Origin of the sequence: Actinoallomurus rhizosphaericola, assembly GCF_024055675.1 — a bacterium.
In the GTDB taxonomy this organism is placed as follows: Bacteria; Actinomycetota; Actinomycetes; order Streptosporangiales; family Streptosporangiaceae; genus Actinoallomurus; species Actinoallomurus soli.
Map to the genome: position 1 here is coordinate 66,450 of NZ_JAMXMW010000002.1, position 20,005 is coordinate 86,454.

The window sequence follows — 20,005 nt, forward strand, 5'->3', positions numbered from 1 at the left end:
GCATGCTTTCTGCTGCCCTTTCGGCACTCCCCCCGACAGTAAGGCCGAAGATGGACATCAGAAGAACGTTGCATTTTGCGGCTTTTCTCCCGAGGCCGTCGTTCGAGGTTCCCGCGGAGGCCGGCTCATGACCGCCACCGCCACCGCCGCCGACCTCGACGCCCACGCTCCGGCGTCGGGCGCCTACGACGTCGCCATCGTCGGCCTCGGCTACGTCGGCCTGCCGACCGCGCTGGCCTTCCACGCCGCCGGCGCCCGGGTGCTGGGCATCGACGCGAGCCCGGAACGCCTCGCCCGGATCCGGGAGCGCCGCGTCGACCTGCTGGCCTCCGACCACGCCCGCCTGGCGACGGCGCTGGACGACGAGGCCTTCTCGCTCGTCACCGACCCCTCGTACGCGTCGTGGGCCCGCGCCGTGGTGATCTGCGTGCCGACCCCGGTCACCGCGCACCTGACCCCGGACCTGTCCGCCCTGGACCGGGCCTGCGCGTCCGCGGTCCTGCACGCGGTGCCCGGCCAGGTCGTCATCCTCACCTCGACCAGCTACGTCGGCTGCACGGAGGACCTGCTCGCCGGTCCGTTACGGCGCCGCGGGCTGCAGGTGGGCCGGGACGTCTTCGTCGCGTTCAGCCCCGAGCGGATCGACCCCGGCAACGACCGGTACGCCCATGAGGTCGTCCCCCGGGTCGTCGGCGGGGCCACCCCGCAGTGCACGGCCGAGGCGGTCAAGGTCCTCGCCCACTGCACCGGCAACCTGCACGAGGTGTCCTCGGCGGGCGCCGCCGAGATGACCAAGCTGTTCGAGAACACCTTCCGGGCCGTCAACATCGCTCTGGCCAACGAGATCGCGGAGATCAGCCGGACCCTCGGCCTGAACGTCATGGAGGTCATCAACGCGGCGGCGACCAAGCCGTACGGGTTCATGCCCTTCTTCCCGGGACCGGGGGCCGGCGGGCACTGCATTCCCTGCGACCCCCACTACCTGCTCTGGCAGCTGCGCAAGACGCGGCTCCCGACCCCCGTCGTCAGCCAGGCCATGGCCGCGATCGCGGAGCGTCCCCGGCGGGTCGTCGACCGCGTCCGCGAGGTCCTGTCCGAGGCCGGGGTCGGCCTGGCCGGCGCGCGGATCCTGCTGCTGGGCGTGAGCTACAAGCCGGACGTGGAGGACGTACGCGAGTCCCCCGCCCTGGAGATCATCGACGGGCTGCTGGCCGCGGGCGCCGAGGTCGCCTACCACGACCCCCTCGTCCCGGAGATCCGGCTGCCGGAGGGCCGCGTGCTCGGCAGCGTCGACCCGCCCGGCGGCGAGGCCGACCTCGTCGTCGCGCACACCACGCACCGGGCCCTGGACCTGTCCTGGCTGCCCGAGGACCAGCTCGTCCTGGACGCGACCTACCGCCTCACCGGCGCCGGCCGCCGCGTCCCCCTCTGAGACCCGACCCCCCGCCGCGTCGAAGGGCGGAGGCGGCGCCGAGCCCGAGCACGGCGCCGTCCCCGCCCCGTCATGCCCACCGAACACGAGGAGACTCTTCGTGAGCACGCCACCCCTTCCGGGGGACCGAGCCCGGCCCGGGCGGCTCGCGTCCTTCGGGGCGTTCGCCGGCGTCACGGTCATCTGCCTGGTCATCGCCTGGCACGTCGGGATCAAGGTCGCCTTCCTGCGCGGCGACCCGTTCACCCCGGCGTACACCATCGCGGTCAGCGGCTATGTGCTGAGCCGGTTCCTGCTGGCGGCGTTCTACCGGCCGCCGCGCGACGCGGGGATCACGCCCACGGTCGCGATCATCGTTCCCGCCTTCAACGAGGGCGAGGCGGTGGTCCGCACGATCGACTCCTGCATGGCGCTGGACTACCCGCGCGACCGGCTGGAGCTGGTCGTCGTCAACGACGGGTCCAGCGACGACACATGGGAGCACATGCTGCGGGCGGCCGCCGCCCATCCTCCCGGGTCGGTGCGGTGCGTCGACCTGGGGAGCAACCAGGGCAAGCGTGCGGCCATGGCGGCCGGGATCCGCGCGACGAAGGCGGAGATCCTCGTCTTCGTCGACTCCGACTCCATGCCCGCGCCGAACGCCGTCCGCAGGCTCGTCCAGGGCTTCGCCGACCCGAAGGTCGGCGCGATCTCCGGCCTCACCTACGCGCGCAACGCCGAGACGAACACGCTCACGCGCATGCAGGCGGCGCGGTACTACGTCTCGTTCCAGCTCCTCAAGAGCGCGGAGTCGGTCCTGGGCGCGGTCACCTGCTGCTCCGGCTGCTTCGCCGCCTACCGCCGCGCGGCCGTGGAGCCGCTGCTGGACGCCTGGGAGCACCAGCGGTTCCTCGGCGTCGAGTGCACGTACGGCGACGACCGGGCGCTGACCAACCGGGTCATCAAGACCGGCTGGATCACGCGGTACGACGCGCGCGCCGAGGCGTGGACCGACGTCCCGGACGCCTACCGGAAGTTCTTCCGCCAGCAGCTGCGCTGGAAGAAGTCGTGGAGCCGGGAGGGGCCGCTCCTGCTGTCGCACGTCTGGCGGAGCCGCACCCGCGCGCTGCCGTCGGTCGCCGTGCAGACGTGCGCCGGGCTGCTCAGCCCGATCGTCATCTTCCTCACCGTCGTCCGCGCCGTCGTGGAGGGGCACTCGCCGCTGATCTATTTCCTCGGGCTGTATCTCGTCTCGATGGCGTACGCGTTCGTCTACCGGCTGTTGCGCAAAGACGGCCTGTGGCTCTACGCCTTCCTCGGAACGTTCTTCTACATCACCTTCTCGCCGCAGTTGTTGTGGGCGATCGCCCGAATTCGCGACGGGAAATGGGGCACCCGCTCGGTCGACCGGCGGCGGCCCCCGGCGTACCGGATCAAGCCGTCTCCGCAGGCGGTGCAGGATGGCTGAGCCGACCCGGATGGGGCGGGTGAGCGCGGCCGCCAACGGCACGCTCTTCATCGGCGCCCTGGCCCTCGTGCTCGTCGTGTGGGTCGCGGTGAGCCGTCCGTTCGACCCGCCGCGGCAGACGCCGCCGCCGGTCCACCTCGACGCGGCGACCGCGCGGGCCGCCGCCGGCCTGCCCGGTTACCCCGGGTCGGTGGTGGTGCTGACGTACCACGCGGTGTCCGACGCCGACCACGCGGGCAGCACGCTGACCCGGCGATTGTTCGGCGAGCACCTGGCGGCGCTGGCCGCCGCGGGCTACCGCACCGTCCGGCTCGCCGACGTCGAGCGGCTCATCGCGCACCAGCCCGTACGGCTGCCGCCGAAGGCGCTGCTGCTGACGTTCGACGACGGCACGCTCACCGACTGGACGACGGTCGACCCGGTGCTCGCGCGCTACCACTTCACCGCGACGGCGTTCCTCACGACGTCGAAGATGGTGGCCGCGGGAACGCCGTCGTACTACCTGTCGACGCGGCAGCTGCGGGCGCTGCGCGCGACCGGCCGCTGGGAGTTCGGCTCGCACTCGGACGCGATGCACGACCAGGTGCCGGTGCCGGGCGACCTGGCCCCGGCGCTCGTCAACCGGATCCTCGTCCACGGGAAACAGGAGTCGCCGGCGGCGTGGCGGTCCCGCGTGCGCGCCGACCTGGCCCGGAGCCAGAGGTTCTTCCGGCATGTCTTCGGACGGCCGGCGAGCGCGTTCTCCTATCCGTTCGGCGACACCGGCAGCACGGGCAACGCCCCGGCGCTGGCGCGGGAGCTGCCCGGCCTGCTGCGCGACGCCGGGTTCGGCGTCGCCTTCATCGGCGAGAACGTCCCGACCGAGCACGTCAACGCCGTCAGCGCGCAGTCGCCCCGCTGGACGCTGGACCGCATCGGCGTCCGGGCCACGACGTCGGTCTCGGACCTGCTGGAGATGGTCCGCGGGGCGGTTCCGGTCGCGCCGCCGCACGACCTGGCCGCCCTGCCGTGGCTCGGGGACCTGGCCGACTGCGCCCACCGGCCCGGTCTCCTCTCCGTGCGCAGCGACGGCTACGGCACCTGCCTGCTCGGCGAGGTCAACACCAGCCAGTGGGTGAACTACACGGTCCGGACCCGCGTGACCGGCGTGAACCGCCACGCCGCCGCCGTGATCGCCGTACGGGACGGCGCGGGCGCGGGCCACCGCGGCCGGGTCGAGGTCGTCGTCGGGGAGGGCTCGCTCGTCGTCCGCGAGCAGATCGGCGACGACGCGCGGGTCGTGCTCGCCAGAGCCGCCCTCCCGGCGAGCCGCGCCGGGCGGACCGTGCTGATCCGGGTCCACCGGAACACCGCGGACGTCACCGTCGACGGGCGCCGGCTGCGGGCGGCCTTCGACCCCCGCCTCCACGAAGGCGGGATCAAGTTCGGCATCGCCGCGGACGGCGGCCGCCGCACCGTCGTCTACCACCGCCCGACCCTGACCCCGGACACCCAGCGGAACCGTTGAGAGAAGGACCGATGCACCACACACCTGCCCCGGCGGCGGCGCGGCTCGCTGCGCTGTTCGCCCTGCTGTGCGCGGCGCTGGCCGTGCCCGGCGTGAGCGGCGGCACCGCCCACGCCGCGATCGGCACCGTCGTCACCCTCGGCTTCGACGACGGCGTCAAGGACCAATTCACCAACGCCCGCCCGATCCTGCAGTCCCACCACCTGCACGGCACGTTCTACATCAACAGCGGGCAGACGAACCTCACCAACTACATGACGCAGGCCGACATCGCGGCCCTCGCCTCGGACGGGGACGAGATCGCCGGCCACACCGTCGACCACGCCGACCTGACGACCCTGTCCTCCGACGACGCCAAGCGGGAGGTCTGCAACGACCGGGTGACACTGCTCGGCTGGGGCTTCGCGGTCAAGAACTTCGCCTACCCGTACGGCTCGGAGAACGCCGCCACCGAGCAGATCGTCCGCGACTGCGGCTACAACAGCGCCCGCGCCGTCGGCGGCGTCGTGTCGCCCGGCTCCTGCGACGGCTGCGGCTACTCCGAGAGCATCCCACCGGCCGACGCGTACAACATGCAGACGCCCGACTCGATCAAGTCCGACACGAGCCTCGCGACGCTGAAGAGCCTGGTCACGAACGCCGAACGGCACGGCGGAGGCTGGGTGCAGCTGGTGTTCCACCACGTCTGCGACGGCTGCACCGACACCTACTCGGTCAGCCCCAGCACGCTCTCGGACTTCCTCGACTGGCTCACCCCGCGCGCCCTGATCGGCACGACGGTCAAGACGGTCGACCAGGTGATCGGCGGCGCGCAGCAGCCGCCCGTGAACGGCCCGCCGCTGAACCCGCCGACCCACGGCAACCTCGTCCAGAACCCCTCGCTGGAGTCGGCCTCGAACGGGCTGCCGTCCTGCTTCCAGTACGGCGGGTACGGCACGAACACCTACACCTGGACCCGGTCCACCGACGCGCACACCGGCTCGTACTCCCAGCAGCTCGACGTGACCGCGCTGACCAGCGGGGACCGCAAGCTCGTTTCCAAACAGGACGCGAACACCTGCGCGCCCGTCGCGACTCCGGGCCACGTCTACAACGCGTCGGTCTGGTACAAGGGCAGCTGGGCGTCCGACGTGCAGGTCAAGCTGACGCTGTACTACCGGACCAGCGCCGGCACCTGGGCGTACTGGACGAGCGGCCCCGCGCTGCCCGCGACGAACACCTGGACGCAGACCCCCGCCTTCACGAGCCCGGCCGCTCCCGCCGACGCCACCGGCCTGTCCGTCGGCCTCTCGCTCGCGGGCGTCGGCACGATCTACACCGACGATTACGACATCACGGACCCGGCCAACCCATGACGACCAGAGGAAGAGTCCTCGCGGAGTTCGGGCTCGGAGTCGGGCTGCTGGGCCTCGCCGCCGGCCTCGCGGTCGACGTGCTGTCCCCGGCGAGCAGGGCCGACACCGAGAAGGCCCGTACGGTCGTGACCAACGCGATGCTGCAGGCCGCGCGGACGGACAACCGCTGCACGCGCGGCCGGGTCGCGCTGACCTTCGACGACGGCCCGGACATCTACACGCCGCAGATCCTGAAGGTCCTGCGCGCGTACGGGGTGCGGGCGACCTTCTTCGCCATGGGCCAGAAGGCGGCCGCGCGGCCCGCCCTGATCAGGGCGGAGGTCGCGGACGGTCACCTGGTCGAGAACCACAGCTGGAACCACCCGCACATGGCCGACCTCGACCAGGCACAGATCGACTGGCAGCTCAACGCGACCCAGCGGGCCATCACGGCGGCGGGCGCGCCGGCGCCGACGCTGTTCCGGCCGCCGTTCGGCAACACGAACACCACGGTGGACGGGGAGGCGAGGCTGGCCGGGATGCGGGTGATCCGCTGGTCGATCGACACCGACGACTGGCGGGGCCGCGAGCCGGGCGACATCGCCGCGTCCGTCCTCGACCAGGTGGTCCCGGGCTCGGTGGTGCTCATGCACGACGGCGTCCGCCAGTCCGCCGCCACGGTGCAGGCGCTGCCCACGGTGATCCGCGGGCTGCGCGCCCGCGGGTTCTGCACCGCCCTCGCCACCGACTGACCGGGAAGGACATGTCGATGCATCGGCACAATGGGCGTACGGGCGACGCCCTCCGCAGGGCGGGCGGACCCCGCACGGACGACGGACCCCGCACGGACGACGGGCCCCGCACGGCGGTCTCGGGCGGGATCCGGCGGCGGGCCGGCGTCCGGACCGCGTTGGTCCTCACCGTGGTCGCGGTGCTCGCGGCGGGCGGCTGGGCGGTACGCGCCCGGCCGCGCCCGGCGCTGTTCGCGCCGCGGCTGTCCGGGCCGGACCGCCTCGTCACCAACGAGTTCGCGCACTGGAACCCCCAGACGCCGGGCACCCGTGTCTCGCGGGACTGGGACGTCAGCAGCGGGTCGCTGTTCATCCACCGGGGCGTCGCCTGGTCGGGGACGCCGGACGCGTCGGTCCCGGACGCGGGATCGACCCGGGGCACGGGATCGAGCGTGTTCCGGATGACCACGCGCCGCCGGGACTTCGAGGACGTGGCGGTGTCCCTCCGGCTGCGGAACCTGGGCCTGACGGCCACCGGGCGGGCGGCGGCGTCGGAGATCGACGGCGTGCACGTCTTCCTGCGCTGGCAGAGCCCGGAGAAGCTCTACGTCGTCTCGCTGAACCGCCGGGACGACCTCATCGTGGTCAAGAAGAAGCTGCCCGGCGGCGACGCCAACGGCGGCACGTACTACACGCTGGGCCAGGCCCGCTACGCCGTCCCGTACGGCCGCTGGCAGGCGTTCCGGGTCCGGATCACGACGTCCGGCGGCGGCCTGGTGACGATCACGGTCGCGCGGGACGGCCGCGAGGTTCTGTCGGCGACCGACGACGGCAGTGAGAGGGCGGCGATCCTGGACCCCGGCGCGGTCGGGCTGCGCGGGGACAACTGCGATTTCGAGTTCACCGCCTTCCGCGTCACCCGGATCTGACGCCGTCCCGTGGGCGTGCCCTCCAGGCGCTCTGACGGGGCGGTCAGTCCCCGGCGTCCGGCCCGCTGAGCCAGCGCAGCAGCAGGCGGACGCCGAACCCGGTTCCACCGCGCGTGACCTCGGCGTCGTCGGAACCGGCGCGGGCCGGCCCGGCGATGTCGAGGTGCGCCCACGCGCGCCGCCCGGTGAACTCCCGCAGGAACAGCGCCGCGACGATCGAGCCCGCGCGGAAGCCGCCGCGCCCGGCGTTCGCGAGGTCGGCGACGTCGGAGTCGAGGGCCTGGCGGTAGTCGTCGGTGAGCGGCATCCGCCACAGCGGCTCGCCGCTGTCGGCTCCGGCGCCGAGCAGCCCGGCGGCGAGGGCGTCCTCGGTCGCGTACAGCGCGCCGAGCCGCTGGCCGAGCGCGACCTTGGCCGCCCCGGTGAGCGTCGCGAGGTCCACGAGCGCGTCGGGGTCGAGCTCGGCGTCCGCGTAGGCGAGGGCGTCGGCCAGGACCAGGCGTCCCTCCGCGTCGGTGTTGAGCACCTCCGACGTGATGCCGCCGTAGTGCCGGATGACGTCGCCGGGGCGCATCGCGGAGCCGGACGGGAGGTTCTCGGCCGCCGCGATCAGCCCGGTGACCCGGACCGGCACGCGCAGCGCCCGCAGCGCGGTCATCGCGCCGATGACCGCCGCGCCGCCCGCCATGTCGGTCTTCATGGTCTGCATGCTCCCGTTCGACTTCAGCGACAGGCCGCCGGAGTCGAACGTGATGCCCTTACCGACGAGCACGACGTGCCGGGCGGCCGGGCCGGTCTCCGGCTCGTACGCCAGCTCGATCAGGCGCGGCGGGCGGGCCGATCCGGAGCCGACGGCGACGATCCCGCCGAAGCCCCCGGCGCGCAGCTCCTCCTCGTCGCGGACCCGTACGGTCAGCCCGGACTCGGCGGCGAACCGCTCGGCCTGCTCGGCCAGCCACCGCGGGGTCTTCTCCAACGACGGGGTGTTCACCAGGTCGCGGGCGGCCGCCACGGCGCGGGCGACGACGACGCCGCGTTCGACGGCGCTGTCGGCCGCGCGCCCGGCCTCGACGAGCAGGGTGATCGTCTCGGCCGCCGGTCGTGTCGGCGAGCCGCCGACGCGGAAGTCGTAGGAGGCCAGCAGCAGGCCCTCGGCGAACGCCGCGAGCGCCTCGTCGCCGGCGCCGGACGGCACGGCGACGGCGACGCCTGCGCGGCCCCGCCCGCGTCGCGCGACGGCCGCGCCCGCCCGGCGCAGCGCCGCCGGGGAGCCGTCCCCGACGCCGTACAGCAGCAGGTCGGTGATGCCGTCACCCAGCCGGCACGGGGCGCCGACGAGCTCTCCGGGGCCGCCCTTCGCCTCCTCGTGAGCGAGCAGGTCGGTCGCGCCCAGGGGGAACACGCCGGCCACCTCGTCGGCGTACAGGGGGTCGAGCTCGGGACCGGACCGCACGGGCACCGCGACGACCTCGGCGGTCGTGGCGATGTCCCGGATCGTGCCGTGGACGGTGCGCAGCTGGGTGGAAACCGGCAAGACCTCTCCTTCGGGACGGTCCCGTACGGGCCTCAGGGGGACTGGACGGTCCCGTACGGACAGCGAGGCCCCGGCGGACGAACGCCGGGGCCCTCGCGGAAACCTCAATGATCGGGGTGACGTCGGGTCAGCCCACGACGCCCTTCAGCGCGTCCCCGAGCTCGCCTGCCTCCTCCGCCGACAGTTCGACAACGAGCCGCCCGCCGCCTTCGAGCGGGACACGCATGACGATTCCGCGCCCCTCCTTGGTAACTTCGAGCGGACCATCGCCTGTCCGCGGCTTCATCGCCGCCATGCGTGAATCCCCTTCCTGCCTAGGGCCGCGCGGGGCCGCCGGGCTTCTTTGGCCGCTGACCCGTCTGCCGCATCAAGTCAACTGGTGGTGGTCCATTATCCCGTTTTCCGGGCGCTAAGTGGTAACGATCAGCTTCGAGATCATGCTGAGACCTGGCGACCGGCCGTTCCGGCGGTGGGCGGCACCCCCGTCGCGGGGCCCGTGGCGCCCTTCCTCTCTTCATTTTCTCGCACCGGCGACGGCGCGGCTCTTGCCCCCGGCCTCCGGCGTCACGGAAGGTTGCCGTGGAGGATCGGACGGACCGAACCAGGGCAAAGGAGCCTGAACGTGTCGGAGAGCGTGCGGTACGACCTCGCGGACGGGGTCGCGACGATCAGCCTGAACCGCCCGGACGCGATGAACTCGCTGACCGCGAAGACCAAGAGCGCGTTGCGCGCGGCGGTGGAACGGGCACGCGACGACTCCGCCGTACGCGCGGTGATCCTGACCGGTAGCGGCCGCGCCTTCAGCGCCGGGCAGGACCTGCGGGAGCACGCCGCCAACCTGGACGCGGGCCGCGGCCTCGACGGCACGATCGCGGACCACTACAACCCCATCGTCCTCGCCCTCGCCGGCATGCCCAAGCCGGTGATCGCCGCGGTCAACGGCGTCGCGGCGGGCGCCGGGTTCTCCTTCGCGCTGGCCTGCGACCTCCGGATCGCGTCGGAGAAGGCGTCGTTCGCGACGGCGTTCACGAGGATCGGGCTGGCCCCCGACAGCGGCCTGTCCTGGACGCTGCAGCGCCTCGTCGGCCGGGCCAAGGCCACCGAACTCCTGTTGCTCGCCGAGCCGCTCCGCGCGCCGGAGGCGCTCGAACTCGGCCTCGTCAACCGCGTCGTGCCCGCCGACCGGCTCGACGCGGAGGCGCGCGAGCTCGCGCGGCGGCTCGCCGCCGGGCCCACGGTCGCGTACGGCGCGGTGAAGGCCGCCCTCGACCACGCGGCCACCGCCGACCTGGCCGGCGCGCTGGCCAGGGAGGCGGAGCTGCAGGACGCCTGCGCCGCGACCGCCGACCACACGGCCGCCACCAAGGCCTTCCTGAAGAAGGAGGAGCCCGTCTTCGAAGGCCGCTGAGCCGCCCGCGACCTCCGGCGGCCTCGGCCGCCCGCGGCCCCCGGATGATCAGGGGGAACGCCGGAGTGCCGGGCGCCCGGGCCGCCGGGTGACCCCTTAGCCTCGGCACCGTGACCGAACGCGAATGGCTGTCCACCGAGGATTGGTACGCCTCCCTGCCGAGCGTCTATCTCGCGGCGGGCGGACTGATCACCGACACCTCCGGACGGATCCTGCTCGTCAAGCCGAGCTACCGCCCCTACTGGCTGTTCCCCGGCGGCATCGTCGAGGCCGGCGAGGCTCCGCACCTCGGCTGCGAACGCGAGGTCCTGGAGGAGGTCGGGCTGTCCCTGACCGCGGGACGCCTGCTGGTCTGCGACTGGGTACCGGCGGACGACGAGCGCCCGCGCGCGAACGTGTACTTCCTGTTCGACTGCGGCACGTACTACGCGGACGCGCCGATCCGGCTGCAGGAGGAAGAGCTCGTGGACCACGCGTTCGTGACGGTCGAGGAGGGCGTCGGCATGCTCTCCTCCGCCTCGGCCGCCCGCCTTCCCGCCGCCCTGCAGGCCCGCGCGACCGGCACGACGCAGTACCTCGCCGCGTCCAAGCCCATCGACGCGGACCTCACGCGATAACGCCGGAGAATGGACGGGGCATGGACCTGACACTCTCTTTTACATAGCCTTGACCGGCACGCCTGCCGATCGAGGGAGTGTTCATTGGCCACGCCGTCAGCGGTCCCCGACATCCTGTCGCCCGAATTCGCCGCGGACCCGTATCCGTACTACCGGACGATGCTCGACGAATTTCCGCTGATCAGGCAGGAGGCGAGCGGCGGCTACGTCATCTCACGCTACGAGGACGTGCAGCGCGCCTTCCGGGACCCGGTCTTCACCACCGACAACTACCAGTGGCAGCTCGAGCCCGTGCACGGGCGGACCATCCTGCAGATGAGCGGCCGAGAGCACGCCGTGCACCGCGCGCTGGTGGCGCCGGCGTTCCGCGGAAATGAGCTGCAGGAGAAATTCCTGCCGGTCATCGAGCGCAACTCCCGCGAACTCATCGAGCGTTTCGCCACCCGCGGAACCGTCGATCTGGTGGCGGAATTCACGACGCGGTTCCCCATCAACGTCATCGCCGACATGCTGGGCCTGGACAAGGGGGATCACGACCGGTTCCACCGCTGGTACACCTCGATCATCGCGGTCTTCGGCAACCTGGCCGGCGACCCGGAGGTCGCGGCGGACGGCGAGCGGACCCGCCGCGAGCTGGGCGAGTACCTCATCCCGATCATCCGGGAACGCCGGGCGAACCCCGGGGACGACCTGCTGTCGACGCTCTGCGCCGCCGAGATCGACGGCACCAGGATGACCGACGACGACATCCGGGCCTTCTGCAGCCTGCTGCTCGCCGCCGGCGGCGAGACCACCGACCGGGCCATCTCCGCGCTGTTCCGCAACCTCCTCGAACACCCCGACCAGTTCGCCGCCGTACGCCGCGACCGCACGCTCATCCCGAAGGCGTTCGCCGAGACGCTTCGCCACACCCCGCCGGTCCACATGGTCATCCGTCAGGTGGCCGAGGACGTCACCCTCAGCGGCGGCACCGTGCCCGCCGGCGGCACCGTCGTCTGCGCGGTCGGCGCCGCCAATCGCGACCCCCGGCGCTACTCCCGTCCGGACGAGTTCGACGTCTTCCGCGACGACCTGGCCGCCTCGACCGCGTTCTCCGCGGCCGCCGACCACCTGGCCTTCGCGCTCGGACGTCACTTCTGCGTGGGCGCCCTGCTGGCCAAGACGGAGGTCGAGGTGGCGGCGAACCACCTGCTCGACGCCATGGACGACCTCGCGTTCCGTGACGGCGCCGCGCCGCCCGAGCGGGGAGTGTTCACCCGCGGCCTCATGACGCTCCCGCTGAGGTTCCGGCCGGTGGCCGCCGGCTCCTCCTCCGCCATGGCGGCGCCGGCCGTCACCGGCTGATCAACCGGAGACGTACGACGGGGTGAACCCCACCGGCAGGTCGACCAGGCCGCGCATCCAGACGGACGGCGACCACCCCAGGTCCTCGGGCTCCACCGCCAGCAGCAGGTCCGGCAGCCGGTCGAGGAGCACCTCGACGGCGGCATGGCAGATCACCTCGGCGAGCTCCGGTGCCGGGTACGGGCACCGGTGCTCGCCGTAGCTGAACGACATCATGGCCTGGTTGCCGACCGCGGGGGCGTCGGAGGTGGGCCGTACCCGCGGGTCGCTGTTGGCCGCCGCCAGGCCCAGGACGAGCAGGTCGCCGGTGTCGATCTGCTGCCCGCCGAGGAGGACCGGCCGGGCGGCCCACCGGCCCAGGTAGTTCTGCGTGGGCGTGTCCTCCCACAGCACCTCGTTCAGCGCATGGCCGACGCTGCGGCGGCCACCCGCGAGGTTCAGGGAGAACCGGTCGTCGGTCAGCATCAGCCGGACGGTGTTGCCGATCCAGTACGCCATCGGCTGCTGGGCGGCGGTCATCACCAGGACCAGGTCCGCGATGAGCTCCTCTTCCGTCAGGTTCGCGGAGTCGTTCAGCATGCGCGTCACGAAGTCCGGGCCCGGCTGCTCGCGCTTGTGCGCCACCAGCCGCTCCATGGTCGCGCAGATGCCCTGGTAGGCGTCGAGCGCGCCCTCGTCGCCGTTGACCGTGGTCATCATGTCCCGCAGCAGGCCCGGGGTCTCCTCCTCGGGCAGGCCGAAGATCTGCGCGAGGACGAGCAGCGGCAGCGGATGCGCGTACTCGGCCATCAGCTCGGCCTCGCCCCGCCCGGCGAACGAGTCGATCAGGTCGTCCGCGATCCTCTCGGCCCGGATCCGCAGGTCGAACTGGTCGACGTCGAACAGGCCGTTGCTGATCGCACCGGCGCGGCGCCGGTGCTCGTCGCCTTCGGCGAACAGCGTGGAGGGCTGGTAGCCGACGAAGGGCCGCAGCGGCCAGTCGGGCGGGATGTCGTCCCACTGGTTCCAGCGGCGGGAGTCGCGGGCGTAGATCTCCGGGTGGCTCAGGACGTGATGGACCTCCCGGTAGCCGATGACGAACCAGGCGGGGATGTCCCCCTCGAGCACGACGGGGACGACCGAGCCGTGCTCCTGGCGCATCTCGCGGTAAAGCTCCGACGGATTCCGCAGGAACCTCGGCCCGTACAGCGGCAGGACGGCGGCGTGGGCGGGACAGCCGCCCGGTGAGTCGTCGGCGGGGGCGGCGGGCACGGGCTCGGTCATGGCCTTCTTCCACGAAGCGGTCGGAATCCGCCGACGGCACACGCCGGCGAGGCGTCACGGGTGGTGTGCGCGAGACTACGCGTCCAAGATCCGCCAGGGGCCTACATCCGGACGAATTCCCCCGAGAATCGCGGTCCGCCGACGCTCGGGCCCGTTCCCCTGGTCGACCGCGGCACGTACGGAAGACCCCTCGGAGACGGCGACCGGCCGCTCCGAGGGGTCCGTGCGGCAGGTCAGCCGGTGACCGTGACCTCGATCCTCCCGGACACGCCGCCGCTGGTGACCGAGACGGTCGCGGTGCCCGCGCGCCGGGCGGTGATGCTCCCCGTCGCCGGATCGACCTCGACCACCCGCGTGTCGCTGGACGACCAGACGTGCGAGGCCGGGTCGGCGATCGGGAGCGTCAGCGTGGGCTGATTGTCGCCGCCGACGGCCGTGCCGGTCGCCGTGAGCCGCCCCGAGTCCCCCTTCCGCAGGGCGGCCGGGCCGGTGACCGCGATGGACGCCAGCACCGGCTCGACGGTGAACCCGATGCGGCCGGACGGGCCGACGTGGATCAGACCGAAGTTGTAGAAGCCGCCCTGATCCGCCGGCGCGTACGCGGGCATGCCGAGGTCGGCGAAGGTGAACTGCGGAACACCGTCGGCCGAGGGCTGCCCGAGCGGGTCGAGGATCTGCTCGGCGAAGCCGCGGGCGTGGCCGTACAGCATGATCACGTGGGTGCCGCGGTGCGTCTGCTGGTACCGCTGGATCAGCCGCACGTACATCCGCGCCTCCCACCGGTCGCCGAACTGGCTGTTCGCGGCCGGATGCGGGTCGTACGCCGGCATGTGCGTCACCACGAGGACCGCCGGGGAGCGGTTGCCGGTGAGCTGCCGGACCAGCCAGGGGAACTGCGCCTCGGCGGGGCTCTGGTAGGCGTCGGACGACTGCAGACTGCCGTGCGCGTTGTCGGTCACGATGACGTTCGCGGGTCCGGAGGTGTACGCGTAGTGGGTCTCGCCGAAGACCTTCGCGAAGTTCCCGTTCTCCGGCACCGCGCCCTGGCTGATCTCGTGGTTGCCGACGATGTCCCGGTACGGGACGCCGAGCGCGGCCATCTTCTGCTGGGCGAACTGCAGGTCGGGCAGCTCCCCGTCATCGGGCATGTCGCCGAGGAACTGCGCCCGGTCGGGCCTGAGCGCGGGGACCCGCTTCGCGATGGCGTCCATGACGCCGGCGCTCGCCGAGCCCGGGTCCGACGCGACGAGGTGGGCGTCGTCCCCGGTGAGGAGCGTCGTGCCCTTCTTGTGGAAGTCGTCCGCGCTCTCCTCGTACGTCAGCCAGGACGGGTTCTTCGGAATGGCCGTGTACGGCGGCGCGACGACCGGGCGCGGGGAGTACAGCGCCTGCAGTCCGCTGACGTTCAGCGTGCCGCTCATCGTGGTCGCCGCGTTGATGCCGAGGAAGTCGATGAAGCTGATCTTCAGCGGGAACTTCATCGTCGACGGCAGCGCGGCGACGACGAGCCGCCAGTCCTTCCAGGTGACCGTCGTCGGGTAGAGGGTCGTCGTGAGGCCGTCGGCGCCGATGTAGGACTCCGCCAGATTGATGCCGCTGCCGTCACCCTTGATCCACAGGCCGATGCCGGTCGGGTTCTTGCCCTCGGCGTCGGCCCCGGCCTGCAGCGTCGTCTTCGAGGACAGGACGAGCTGCTTGACCCCCTGCCCGGCGGGCACGGTGTACGTGAGCTGGAGCGAGCCGGATGCGGTGGATCCGGGCGGCACGACGCCGGAGGCCAGGCTCGTCTGCGCCGGCTGTCCGGTGGTGTTGCGCAGGTTCCAGTCGCCCACGTCGCTCATGTCGTCGATGACCTTGGAGACGCTGCCCACCGCGACGGTCGTGCTCGCGGACACTCCGCCCGACTCGGCGGTCACCGTGGCGAGGCCGCCCTTGGCGGCCGACGCGGTGAACGTCCCGTGCGCGTCGATGGTGCCCAGGTCGGACGGGCTGACCGTCCACCGGGCCACCTCCGCGGGGACGGGTATGGAGCCGTCGCCGGTGAGGGTGAACTGCTGGACCGATCCGTTGATGAGGTCCGGCTGGTCCGGGCTGATCGTCAGCGAGTGCAGGCGGTCGAGGACGCGCAGGGGCTCGGTCGCGGTCGCACGGCCGTTCCTGGCGATGATCTCTCCGGTGCCCGCGCGGTTCACGGTGAGCCGGCCGTTCTGCCACGAGCCGAGGGACGACGGCACGACCGTGACCCGGGTGTCGCCGGCGGCGGGGTTCTGGTCGGCGTCGGTGGCGTACACCGGGACGTCGACGGTCGCGCCGGGCACGGTGGTGACCGGCGTTCCGCCGTTGATGACGACCGTGCGCGCCGAACCGGCGGCGTCGGCCGTGGAGTAGACGAAGATGCCGTTCGCGACCGCGCGCTCGTGGCCGTCCGAGGGCGTGTTCATGACGGAGAGCCGGCCGTCGCCGGGCTTGCGCGCGACGAGTTCGCTCGAGCCGCCGCCGTCGAACAGGATGGCGTCGTACGCGCCGTGGTCGAGCAGGTAGCCGGTGGCCTCGTCGGGCGTGACGCCGGACGCCCCGGTCGGGCCGGTACGCCCGTCGAGGACGACGAACGTCGCGTGCCGACCGTCCTTGCTCAGGCCGACGGCGGTCTCCGGGTTGCGGCTGGGGTTCTTGCCGCCGGGCGGAGTGCCCACCGGGTCCTTGTACGCCGCGCCGTCCTTCACCAGGACGGTGGCGCCGCTGACCATCGTGGTCAGGGTGGGCGTCTTCTCCTCGATGGTCAGGGTGTCGCCCACGTGGACGTTCGCGGCGAGCCACTGCCCGCCCGCGCCGGCCCCGGCCAGGCTCTCCCGCCCGGCGGTCAGGCGGGGTATCGAGGTGACGCCGGCCGTGACGCCGTCGACGGTGAGACCGCCTCCGGTGGCGTGGCCGGTGACGACCGTCGCCGCGGCCACCGCCGTCGGACCGCCGAGGTCGGGGGTCAGCCTGCTGATCCCGCCCGCCGCGACGTCGGTGACGGTGTTCACGGAGGTGATGGCGTGGCTCGCCCCGCCGTCGGTGACGGTGCCGCTGTAGGTCTGCGGGCCGATGACCATCGAGCCGTCCGGCTTGACGCCGAGGATCGCGTTGAAGTTCGGCTGCGGGCTCTTGAGCAGGCGGCCGTTCGCCATGATCCCGCCGATCGGCCGGCCGGTGGCGTTGATGTCGAAGTAGTCGCCGTTGATGCCGGCCACCGCGCCCGTACGCGTCCCCATGGAGGTGAGGGTCTCGTCCGAGGGGTCGGTGATCTGGTCTCCCGCCTCGACGGCGCCGATTCGTACGTTCGGGTCGGACAGGTCGACGTCGAGCACCTGCGTGTGCTGGCGGCCGCCCACGGCGTCGTAGGTCTCGGAGTACTCGGCGACCCCGTGGGTGATCGGGGTCGAGTCCGTCCGGCTCTGGTCGACGACGAGGGGCCAGAAGTCAGGAGTCTTGGGAAGCCAGGGCGCGGCCGCCGCGTCGGCACGTGGGGTGAGCCCGGCCGCCATGGTCGCGGTGACCACGGCGGTCAGGCCGATTCTGATGAGACGGTTCGCCGTTCGCACGGCGCCTCCCGGTGATGAGACGAAGCGAAACCTCTGAACCTCACCAGAAAGATATTTACGGGAGACGACGACTCGACGGCAAGATCCTTACCGACCGATGCATGATCGAGCGGTAAGGCGAGGACCGGTCAGCGGTCGACGGTCACCTCGAACAACCGTTGCAGCAGGGCGTGCAGAGAGGTCCGCTCGTCGCCGGTCAGCCCGGCGAGCATGTCCCGCTCGATGACCTCGCCCGCGCGGCGCAGGGTCCCGGCCGTGGCGCGGCCCTCCGCGGTGAGCCTGATCGTGTGACGGCGCCGGTCGGCGGGGTCCCGGGTCCGTTCGATCAGCCCGCGGCGTTCCAGGAAGTCGACCACCGAGACGGCGTTCCGCGGGTCCACGCCGATCAGCTCGGCGAGGTGCTGCTGGTGCGTGACCTTCACGGCCTCCAAGGTCATCAGTGCCCCATAGTGATGCGGCGTCATGCCGTGCTCGGTCAGCATGCGCGCCCATCGCCGCCGCGACTCGGCACCGAGCCGGGTCAGCAGATAGCCCGTGCCGGCCCGGAGCTCAGGCGGTGTAGCGGAGACACTCTCTGCCGGTTCGTGGCTTTTGTCCGCCATACCGGTGATCATACGCTCTTGCGGACATTCACCATGATGGTCATAGTTCATGGCCAATGGTGGGAGACAAGAACGTTCTCACGCGTTACGGTCTGCACTGGCGATCAATGACATGAGTCAGAGCGGAAGAACGCGGAGCGGACGATGGCCCCTCACCCCCCGGCGCCACCCGTCACAGGCCGACCCGTCACCGGCCGGCCCCCTGCCGACCGGTATCGCGGCGCCGGTCTGCTGCTCACCCTCCCCGCCGCCCTCCTGGCGCTCATCACCCTGATCGTGCCGACCGGCCAGACGATCGTGAAGAGTTTCCAGAGGTCCCAACTCTTCGGCCGTTCCCACGATTTCGTCGGCCTCGACAACTACTTCAACGTCCTCAAGCAGGGCGACGTCTGGCGCGCGTTCGGCTTCTCGGTCCTGCTCGCCATCGCCCCGGTCATCGTCGCCGTGCTGATCGGCCCGGCGCTCGCCGCGGCCCTGGACGGGGCGGGAACGTGGCCGCGGCGCATCGGCCGCGTCCTGCTGTCCCTGCCGCTCGTGGTCTTCTCCCCGGTGGCGACCGCCGTCGCCTGGCACCTGGGGCAGGCCGGCGTCGGAGGGAACGGAGTCGCGAGGATCTTCGGCCGGATCGACAGCCCCGACAAGGCGTTCGCCGTCATCCCGCTGATCACGGCGGCGGCCACGTTCGGCGTGGTGTGCGGCCTGGCGCTGCTGGTCTTCCTGCCGGTCCTGCGCGGCCGCCGTGAAGGCCGGCGGGTCACCCCGGCCATGCTCGCGGTCGCGTCGATCGTCGCGCTCGCGGTAATCGCGACGAGCCTTCAGGCGTTCACCTTCCCGGCGGTGCTCGGCGACTCGCGACGCTCGGTCACCCCCGTCGGCCTGGGATACGGCAGGGCCTTCCGTCTGGCCGAATTGGGCCTCGGTTCGGCCCAGGCCACCATGGTCGGCCTGATCCTGGCGGTCCTCGGCGTGGCCGTGGCCCTCATCGCGATCAGAACGGGCCTCGGCGTCAAGCTCGCCCCCGCACCCCCGCGCGGAACTCCGGAGCCCGGCCCGCGCCCGGACGCCGGCCGGTCGGCGATCGGGCTGCTGGCCGTGGTCGTCGTCCTGATCCTCACCGTCCTGGCCTCCTGGCCCTGGCTCTCCGCGCTGTTCCCCCACGGGTCCGGCGGCTCGGCCCACGACTCCACGGCCCGGCTCTACCTGAACACGTGGATCCCGCCGCTGCTGGGCGCCATCGTCTCCGTCGGCGCGGCGTTCCTGGCGGCGCTGGGCATCGGCGGCCTGCGCCCGCTCGGCCGCCGCAGCGAGTGGCTCCTCCTGCCGTTCGCCCCGTGGCTGTTCGTCGGCGTCGGCCCGCTCGCCGTCGCCGACTACCAGAACGAGCGCGACCTCGACCTCCTCGGCAAGTTCCCGGCGCTGATCTCGCCGATCCTCGTGAGCGTCCCCGCCCTGTTCGTCCTGACGCTGTTCTGCCGGAGACACGCCGCGCGGTGGCGGGCGCAGCGCGCCGCCGGCGCCCCGGCCGGTCCGTCGTTCTTCGCCACGGTCGTCGTCCCGGCGCTGCCCCTGGCGGGTCTGCTCGTCGGCGCGATCACCCTGATCGGAGCACAGGGCCTGCTGTGGCCGTCCATCGCCGGCGACGGCCCCGGAAACCAGACGGCGCCGCTCGAGCTGATCATCCGCGTCGAGCAGACCTTCGGCACCGACACCGGGACCGGGCTGACGACGCCGATCGTCGTGGTCGTCCTGGCGCTCATCGCGCTCGCCGCGCTGCAGATCCTCTATCTCGACCGGCTCGTCATCACGACCGGCCCCGATGAGGAGGCCCTCGGAGTCACGCCGCCGTTCCAGGCCGCAGGACCACCCGTCCCGGTCCCGGGCCCCGGCCTCCCGCCGCCCACCGGGCCGTCGTTCCCGTTGCCTCCCCCGCCCGGTTACGGCCCACCGCCCTCGTACGGGCCTCCTCCCGGATACCCGCCCCCACCGGGGTACGCGCCGCCGCCCGACGGACCACCCCCTTCGCCCGCCCCCACGACGAGCCCGGCCGATCCAAAGCCGGAGCCGGAGGCGGAGCCGCCGGCGGATCCGGAGGGCGCTCCCGAGACGCGGACGCGGAGCGACGGGGAGGCATCACCCGCCGCGCGCGAGGACCCGGACGCGGCTCCGGCGGACACGCCGGCCGACGACCCACCGCAGCGCGAGGACGACTGAGGCGACCCGCAGAACCCGGAGGATGGATGCTTCGCCTGCCCACCAGGGTGCGGCGCGTCGAG

General features: G+C 72.4%; 15 protein-coding genes. 10 read left to right on the forward strand and 5 right to left on the reverse strand.

Annotation, left to right across the window (positions count from 1 at the left end):
• Positions 1-127 precede the first annotated feature (127 nt).
• The 6 genes from NE234_RS04225 (at position 128) to NE234_RS04250 (ending at position 7,380) form a co-directional block, all read left to right on the forward strand.
• Positions 128-1,432, forward strand: a complete 1,305-nt coding sequence (locus NE234_RS04225; protein ID WP_252777503.1) for a nucleotide sugar dehydrogenase — start codon at positions 128-130, stop codon at positions 1,430-1,432.
• 100 nt (positions 1,433-1,532) lie between these two features.
• Positions 1,533-2,879, forward strand: coding sequence for a glycosyltransferase (locus tag NE234_RS04230; protein ID WP_252777504.1), 1,347 nt, complete (start codon positions 1,533-1,535; stop codon positions 2,877-2,879).
• The gene (locus NE234_RS04235) at positions 2,872-4,386 is read left to right on the forward strand and encodes a polysaccharide deacetylase family protein (RefSeq protein ID WP_252777505.1); all 1,515 of its coding nucleotides are present in this window, start codon (positions 2,872-2,874) and stop codon (positions 4,384-4,386) included. The genes NE234_RS04230 and NE234_RS04235 overlap by 8 nt, the downstream gene beginning before the upstream one ends.
• Positions 4,387-4,397: 11 nt before the next feature.
• A complete protein-coding gene (locus NE234_RS04240; RefSeq protein ID WP_252777506.1) occupies positions 4,398-5,741 on the forward strand; it encodes a polysaccharide deacetylase family protein in 1,344 nt (447 codons plus the stop codon).
• Entirely contained in the window at positions 5,738-6,472 is a 735-nt protein-coding gene (locus tag NE234_RS04245) for a polysaccharide deacetylase family protein (protein ID WP_252777507.1), read from the forward strand. Before NE234_RS04240 ends, NE234_RS04245 begins: the two co-directional genes overlap by 4 nt.
• Before the next feature lie 17 nt (positions 6,473-6,489).
• Entirely contained in the window at positions 6,490-7,380 is an 891-nt protein-coding gene (locus NE234_RS04250) for a hypothetical protein (protein WP_252777508.1), read from the forward strand.
• Positions 7,381-7,423: 43 nt separating this feature from the next.
• Here the strand turns inward: NE234_RS04250 and NE234_RS04255 are convergent, their stop codons facing one another.
• Together NE234_RS04255 and NE234_RS04260 are read right to left on the reverse strand one after the other, a co-directional pair.
• On the reverse strand, positions 7,424-8,914 hold the full coding sequence (locus NE234_RS04255; protein ID WP_252777509.1) for a leucyl aminopeptidase: 1,491 nt from the start codon (positions 8,912-8,914) through the stop codon (positions 7,424-7,426).
• A gap of 127 nt (positions 8,915-9,041) precedes the next feature.
• Positions 9,042-9,209 carry a DUF3117 domain-containing protein gene (locus NE234_RS04260; protein WP_252777510.1) on the reverse strand — a complete coding sequence of 56 codons (168 nt, stop codon included), beginning with the start codon at positions 9,207-9,209 and terminating at the stop codon, positions 9,042-9,044.
• Positions 9,210-9,536: 327 nt separating this feature from the next.
• Between NE234_RS04260 and NE234_RS04265 the strand changes: the two genes are divergently transcribed.
• The 3 genes from NE234_RS04265 to NE234_RS04275 all read left to right on the forward strand — a co-directional run bounded on the left by NE234_RS04265 (position 9,537) and on the right by NE234_RS04275 (position 12,283).
• Positions 9,537-10,322 carry an enoyl-CoA hydratase-related protein gene (locus NE234_RS04265; protein ID WP_252777511.1) on the forward strand — a complete coding sequence of 262 codons (786 nt, stop codon included), beginning with the start codon at positions 9,537-9,539 and terminating at the stop codon, positions 10,320-10,322.
• 110 nt (positions 10,323-10,432) lie between these two features.
• Positions 10,433-10,939 (forward strand): NUDIX domain-containing protein, encoded by a 507-nt coding sequence (locus NE234_RS04270; protein WP_252777512.1) that lies wholly within the window; start codon positions 10,433-10,435, stop codon positions 10,937-10,939.
• An 84-nt stretch (positions 10,940-11,023) separates the two neighbouring features.
• Positions 11,024-12,283, forward strand: coding sequence for a cytochrome P450 (locus tag NE234_RS04275; protein WP_252777513.1), 1,260 nt, complete (start codon positions 11,024-11,026; stop codon positions 12,281-12,283).
• Here NE234_RS04275 and NE234_RS04280 read toward each other — a convergent pair whose 3' ends face one another.
• The 3 genes from NE234_RS04280 to NE234_RS04290 form a co-directional block, all read right to left on the reverse strand.
• Positions 12,284-13,546 (reverse strand): cytochrome P450, encoded by a 1,263-nt coding sequence (locus NE234_RS04280; RefSeq protein ID WP_252777514.1) that lies wholly within the window; start codon positions 13,544-13,546, stop codon positions 12,284-12,286. It lies immediately after the preceding gene.
• A gap of 233 nt (positions 13,547-13,779) precedes the next feature.
• On the reverse strand, positions 13,780-17,130 hold the full coding sequence (locus NE234_RS04285) for a phosphodiester glycosidase family protein (protein WP_252777515.1): 3,351 nt from the start codon (positions 17,128-17,130) through the stop codon (positions 13,780-13,782).
• A 128-nt stretch (positions 17,131-17,258) separates the two neighbouring features.
• Positions 17,259-17,732 carry a MarR family winged helix-turn-helix transcriptional regulator gene (locus tag NE234_RS04290; RefSeq protein ID WP_252777516.1) on the reverse strand — a complete coding sequence of 158 codons (474 nt, stop codon included), beginning with the start codon at positions 17,730-17,732 and terminating at the stop codon, positions 17,259-17,261.
• A 144-nt stretch (positions 17,733-17,876) separates the two neighbouring features.
• Between NE234_RS04290 and NE234_RS04295 the strand changes: the two genes are divergently transcribed.
• Positions 17,877-19,943: a carbohydrate ABC transporter permease gene (locus tag NE234_RS04295; protein ID WP_252777517.1), complete on the forward strand. Its 2,067-nt coding sequence runs from the start codon at positions 17,877-17,879 to the stop codon at positions 19,941-19,943.
• Positions 19,944-20,005 lie beyond the last annotated feature (62 nt).